The 5,218-nt window shown below is 52.9% G+C and carries 6 protein-coding genes; 4 read left to right on the top strand and 2 right to left on the bottom strand.

Annotated elements, in window-relative coordinates:
* Nucleotides 1-793, top strand: a 793-nt coding sequence (locus AB7E14_RS20230) for a prephenate dehydratase domain-containing protein (RefSeq protein ID WP_428169858.1), incomplete at its 5' end; no start/stop codon positions are given.
* Between the two features lie 101 nt (nt 794-894).
* On the opposite strand, the gene tyrA is transcribed toward AB7E14_RS20230, so the two are convergent.
* Nucleotides 895-2,016 carry a bifunctional chorismate mutase/prephenate dehydrogenase gene (gene tyrA, locus AB7E14_RS20225; protein WP_044328071.1) on the bottom strand — a complete coding sequence of 374 codons (1,122 nt, stop codon included), beginning with the start codon at nt 2,014-2,016 and terminating at the stop codon, nt 895-897.
* Between the two features lie 10 nt (nt 2,017-2,026).
* Nucleotides 2,027-3,097, bottom strand: coding sequence for a 3-deoxy-7-phosphoheptulonate synthase AroF (gene aroF / locus AB7E14_RS20220; RefSeq protein ID WP_042325901.1), 1,071 nt, complete (start codon nt 3,095-3,097; stop codon nt 2,027-2,029).
* Between the two features lie 213 nt (nt 3,098-3,310).
* Between aroF and AB7E14_RS20215 the strand changes: the two genes are divergently transcribed.
* From AB7E14_RS20215 to dgcN, 3 genes are all read left to right on the top strand, one after another.
* A complete protein-coding gene (locus tag AB7E14_RS20215) occupies nt 3,311-3,685 on the top strand; it encodes a DUF2799 domain-containing protein (RefSeq protein ID WP_200118870.1) in 375 nt (124 codons plus the stop codon).
* Between the two features lie 140 nt (nt 3,686-3,825).
* Nucleotides 3,826-4,344, top strand: a complete 519-nt coding sequence (locus AB7E14_RS20210) for a YfiR family protein (RefSeq protein ID WP_044328073.1) — start codon at nt 3,826-3,828, stop codon at nt 4,342-4,344.
* Nucleotides 4,337-5,218 (top strand): diguanylate cyclase DgcN (dgcN, locus tag AB7E14_RS20205; protein WP_428169857.1); only part of this gene is annotated, 882 nt, incomplete at its 3' end. The genes AB7E14_RS20210 and dgcN, both read left to right, overlap by 8 nt.

Raw genomic sequence — 5,218 nt, 5'->3', positions numbered from 1 at the left:
CGCTGCACGTCACTTTGAGCAGTTTATTGAGAGCGGTTGTACAAAGTTTGCCGATATCTTTAATCAGGTTGAAACCGGCCAGGCCGATTACGCAGTTGTACCGATTGAAAACACCAGTTCGGGTGGGATTAACGATGTCTACGATCTGCTCCAGCACACCAGTCTCTCCATTGTGGGTGAGATGACGGTGACTATCGATCACTGCGTGCTGGTTTCCGGTACCACGGACCTCGACACCATTGAGACGGTGTACAGCCACCCGCAGCCGTTCCAGCAGTGCAGCAAGTTCCTCAGTCGTTATCCGCACTGGAAAATTGAATACACCGAAAGCACATCCGCCGCAATGGAAAAGGTCGCTCAGGCGAATTCTCCGCGCGTTGCTGCGCTCGGAAGCGAAGCCGGTGGCGTGCTGCATGGTTTACAGGTTCTTGAACGTATCGAGGCAAATCAGACGCAAAATATCACGCGTTTCATCGTGCTGGCGCGTAAAGCGATCAATGTTTCTGACCAGGTGCCAGCCAAAACAACGCTGCTGATGGCGACAGGACAACAGGCGGGCGCGCTGGTGGAAGCGCTACTGGTGATGCGTAACCACAATCTGATCATGACCAAACTGGAATCCCGCCCCATACACGGCAATCCGTGGGAAGAGATGTTTTATCTCGACATCCAGGCCAATCTGGAATCCCCACAGATGCAGAAGGCGCTCAAAGAGTTGGGCGAGATTACTCGCTCCATGAAGGTGTTGGGTTGCTATCCCAGTGAGAACGTGGTGCCAGTCGATCCGAGCTAACGTGCAACAAGGCCGGAGGGCGTATGCCTGTCCGGCCTGTTGTTTATGTTGCATAGGCTGGATAAGGCACTTTAGCGGCGCTATCCGGCATAATCCTGCCATTACTGTCGACTGTCATTCGCCTGGCGTAACAGCGTACGACTTTCGCTCTGGAAGCGCTTCGCGTAGTCACCGAACCAGTGCTCCACTTTGCGGAAGCTGTCGATAAACGCCTGTTTATCTCCCTGCTCCAGCAGACTGATCGCTTCGCCAAAACGTTTGTAATAGCGCTTAATCAGTGCCAGATTGCTCTCCGACGCCATAATGATATCGGCGTAAAGCTGTGGGTCCTGAGCAAACAGCCGCCCCACCATCGCCAGTTCAAGGCGATAAATCGGAGAAGAGAGCGCCAGCAACTGTTCAAGCTGCACGTTTTCTTCTGCCAGATGTAGACCATAAGCAAAGGTCGCAAAGTGACGAAGCGCCTGAATGAACGCCATGTTCTGATCGTGCTCGACGGCGCTAATACGGTGCAGCCGCGCGCCCCAGACCTGAATCTGCTCCAGGAACCACTGATAAGCTTCCGGATGACGTCCATCGCACCAGACCACCACCTGCTTTGCCAGGCTGCCGCTGTCCGGGCCAAACATCGGGTGCAGACCGAGTACCGGCCCGTCGTGCGCCGCCAGCATTGCCTGTAAAGGACCGTTTTTCACCGACGCCAGATCGACCAGGATACAGTCGGCGGGCAACGGCGGTAATGTTGCGATCACCTGTTCCGTCAGATGGATCGGGACACTCACGATCACCATGCCGGCATCCGCGACGATCTCCTGCGCGCGATCCCAGTCATGCTGTTCGAGGATCCGCACCTGATAACCCGACAGGGTGAGCATTTTCTCGAACAACCGTCCCATCTGACCGCCACCGCCGACAATCACCACCGGGCGCAGCGAAGGACACAGCGTCTTAAACCCTTTATCGTTCTCACTGGAATAGGATTCACGCATCACTCGACGCAATACGTCTTCAATCAGATCTGGCGGTACGCCGAGCGCTTCCGCTTCGGCTCGGCGCGAAGCCAGCATTGAGGCTTCGCGTTCCGGTACATAAATCGGCAGGCCAAAGCGGCTTTTGACTTCCCCGACCTCTGCCACCAGTTCCAGACGGCGCGCCAGCAAATCCAGCAGCGCCTTGTCTACTTCATCAATTTGATCGCGTAACGCGGTCAATTCAGCAACCATAACGAACCTCTTAAGCCTGGCGCGCCGCCAACTGGCCGTTCAAGTCTTTGTTAATTTCACGCAGTAACGCGTCCGTCATTTCCCAACTGATGCAGGCATCGGTAACGGACACGCCGTACTTCATTTCGCTGCGCGGTTGCTCGGAGGACTGGTTGCCTTCGTGAATATTACTTTCAATCATCAGGCCGATGATTGAGCGGTTGCCATCTTTAATTTGCGCAACCACCGACTCCGCCACGGCAGGCTGACGACGGTAATCTTTATTGGAATTACCATGACTGCAATCTACCATCAGTGACGGCCGCAGTCCCGCCTGCTCCATCTCTTTTTCGCACTGGGCGACATCTGCCGGGCTGTAGTTAGGCGCTTTGCCGCCGCGCAGGATCACATGCCCGTCCGGGTTGCCCTGGGTTTGCAACAGCGCAACCTGACCTGCCTGGTTAATACCGACAAAACGGTGCGATTGCGCCGCCGCGCGCATGGCGTTGATCGCCGTCGCCAGGCTGCCGTCGGTGCCGTTTTTGAAGCCCACCGGCATCGACAGACCCGATGCCATTTCACGGTGCGTTTGCGATTCCGTGGTTCGCGCGCCAATCGCAGACCAGCTAAACAGATCGCCCAGGTACTGCGGGCTGTTCGGATCCAGCGCTTCCGTCGCTAGCGGCAGTCCCATGTTGACCAGTTCAAGCAACAGTTGACGCGCAATTTTCAGACCGGCTTCAACGTCAAAAGAGCCATCCATATGAGGATCGTTAATTAACCCTTTCCAGCCAACGGTAGTACGGGGTTTTTCAAAATAGACGCGCATCACCAGATAGAGGCTATCGCTGACCTCTGCGGCAAGGGCTTTAAATCGACGAGCATATTCCAGGGCCGTTTCAGGATCGTGAATGGAGCACGGACCGCACACCACTAACAGACGCGGATCGCGACCGGCAATGATGTCAGAAATGGTTTTGCGCGACTGGGCGATTTGCGCCTCTTGCGCCAGGCTCAGCGGGAATTCCGCTTTAAGTTGTTCCGGGGTCATCAGAACCTGTTCGTCGGTAATATGTACGTTGTTCAGCGCGTCTTTTTGCATGATGGCGATCCTGTTTTAGCTCGTTTGCGATAGTTTTCCTCAATGAGGATGACGTAACGATAACACAACGAGTAAAGATATCAATCCAAAATACGTAAACATTGCGTTACAGAATCGACATTTGTTCGATTTAAAGCCCATCATACCGTACATAATAATTTACACACGGTTATTGTACGGTCCGCTATGCTTTGAAAAACAGGAGAACGAGCAATGACGAGAAGAGTCAGTATCGCAATCATTTTTCTGCTCAGTGGCTGCCAGATCGATCCTTACACCCACGCGCCAACATGGACCAGTACCAACTGGTATGACGCCGGTATCGAAGATGCAATTTCCGGCGTTGCGGTTAAAGATAATGAAACGCTGGCCGATAGCTTTAACGACCCGGAGGTGGATCGTTCGCAATACCTCAACGGTTATGCAGAAGGTCAGCGTAAAACCTGTCAGCAAAATTTTGTCTATGCCAGAGGCGTAACGGGGAAAACCTTCCCTGCCAGTTGCGATACCGTAGAAAATGCCAGCCAGTTGCGTGAAGCATGGCAACAAGGTGCCGATGAAAATGCTGGCTCAATACGTCTGAATTAATATTTAGTCAGATTTAGCTTAAAGCGTATACGTTAATCTACAAGGTATAATGACGCTCCGCAAAAATAATGTTATTTTGCTTTAAACAAAACATGGATGTATTTTGATGACTGATAAAAGATGCTGGTGAGGAAATCGTTATGTCCGCTTCTCACCGATGCCTGATGCTGCTGGTGCTCTTACTGGCAGGATCGCCAGTTTTTGCAAATGACATCCCTGATGCGGCGAAGAACGTTCGCACCATGGTCTCTGGCATTGTCAGCTATACGCGCTGGCCTGCCCTCTCAGGGCCACCCAGACTGTGTATTTTCTCGTCTTCCCGGTTCGTCAACGTCCTGGGAGACAGCAGTGATACGTCGCTGCCTTATCAACCTGTTATTATTTACACCGAACAAGAAGCATTAACTGCGCGTTGTGATGGTGTTTATTTCGGCAGCGAATCTCCCACCGCTCAGGTTGAATTAGCGAATAAATATCCGTCTAAGGCGTTGTTATTAATTGCAGAACAGAATGCCGAATGCATTATTGGCAGCGCCTTTTGTCTGATTATTAACAATAATGATGTCAGATTCGCCGTTAATCTGGATTCCTTGTCACGCAGTGGCGTAAGAGTCAATCCGGATGTATTGATGCTCGCACGGAATAATAAAAATGGATAAGGATCTTTCCCTAACCCCCCGTCCCACATTTAAGCGAGCGTTGCGACGCATCAACATCACCAGCGTGATCGTGACCATGACGTTGATCTGGCTGCTGCTATGTGTGGCCTCGGTGCTGACGTTAAAACAGTATGCGCAAAGGAACCTCGAGCTCACGGCGGCGACAATGACCCATAGTCTGGAAGCTGCGCTGGTATTCGCCGATGATGCCGCCGCCGCAGAAACGTTGGCCGCGCTCGGCCAACAGGGGCAATTTTCCGCCGCTGAGGTTCGCGACAATAATCAGAATGTCATTGCCTCCTGGCGCTACAACGCGCTGGAGAACGACGATAAGCTAGGGGATTTTATTAGTCACTGGCTCTTTCCCTTCCCCGTCGCCCAGCCCGTCTGGCACAGTGGTGAAATTATCGGTGAAGTTCGACTTACCGCACGCGACAGCTTAATCAGCCACTTCATCTGGCTTTCTCTGGCGGTACTTACCGGGTCGATTCTGCTGGCCTCCGGTATTGCCATTTTGCTGACGCGTCACCTGCACCGTGGTGTGGTTGAGGCGCTGCAAAATATCACCGAGGTGGTGCACGATGTGCGTACCAACCGTAACTTCTCCCGCCGCGTCTCTGAAGAGCGGATTGAAGAGTTCCACAATTTTGCCCAGGACTTCAACAGCCTGCTGGATGAAATGGAAGAGTGGCAGCTGCGTTTGCAGGCCAAAAATGCACAATTATTGCGAACGGCGCTGCACGATCCGCTGACCGGGCTGGCAAACCGGGCGGCGTTCCGGAGCAGCATCAGCGCCCTGATGAACGACAATTCTGCCCGTAGCAGCTCAGCGCTTCTGTTTCTTGATGGCGATAACTTCAAATTTATAAATGAT

Origin of the sequence: Citrobacter sp. (genome assembly GCF_050252275.1) — a bacterium.
Taxonomy (GTDB): Bacteria; Pseudomonadota; Gammaproteobacteria; order Enterobacterales; family Enterobacteriaceae; genus Citrobacter_A; species Citrobacter_A amalonaticus.
This window is presented reverse-complemented; position numbering and strand designations above follow the sequence as displayed.

What these genes read in the sequence shown, in the direction of transcription:
- aroF (WP_042325901.1), bottom strand. Translation starts at nt 3,097, where the DNA reads ATGCAAAAAGACGCGCTGAACAACGTACATATTACCGACGAACAGGTT.
- AB7E14_RS20210 (WP_044328073.1), top strand. Translation starts at nt 3,826, where the DNA reads ATGTCCGCTTCTCACCGATGCCTGATGCTGCTGGTGCTCTTACTGGCA.
- tyrA (WP_044328071.1), bottom strand. Translation starts at nt 2,016, where the DNA reads ATGGTTGCTGAATTGACCGCGTTACGCGATCAAATTGATGAAGTAGAC.
- AB7E14_RS20215 (WP_200118870.1), top strand. Translation starts at nt 3,311, where the DNA reads ATGACGAGAAGAGTCAGTATCGCAATCATTTTTCTGCTCAGTGGCTGC.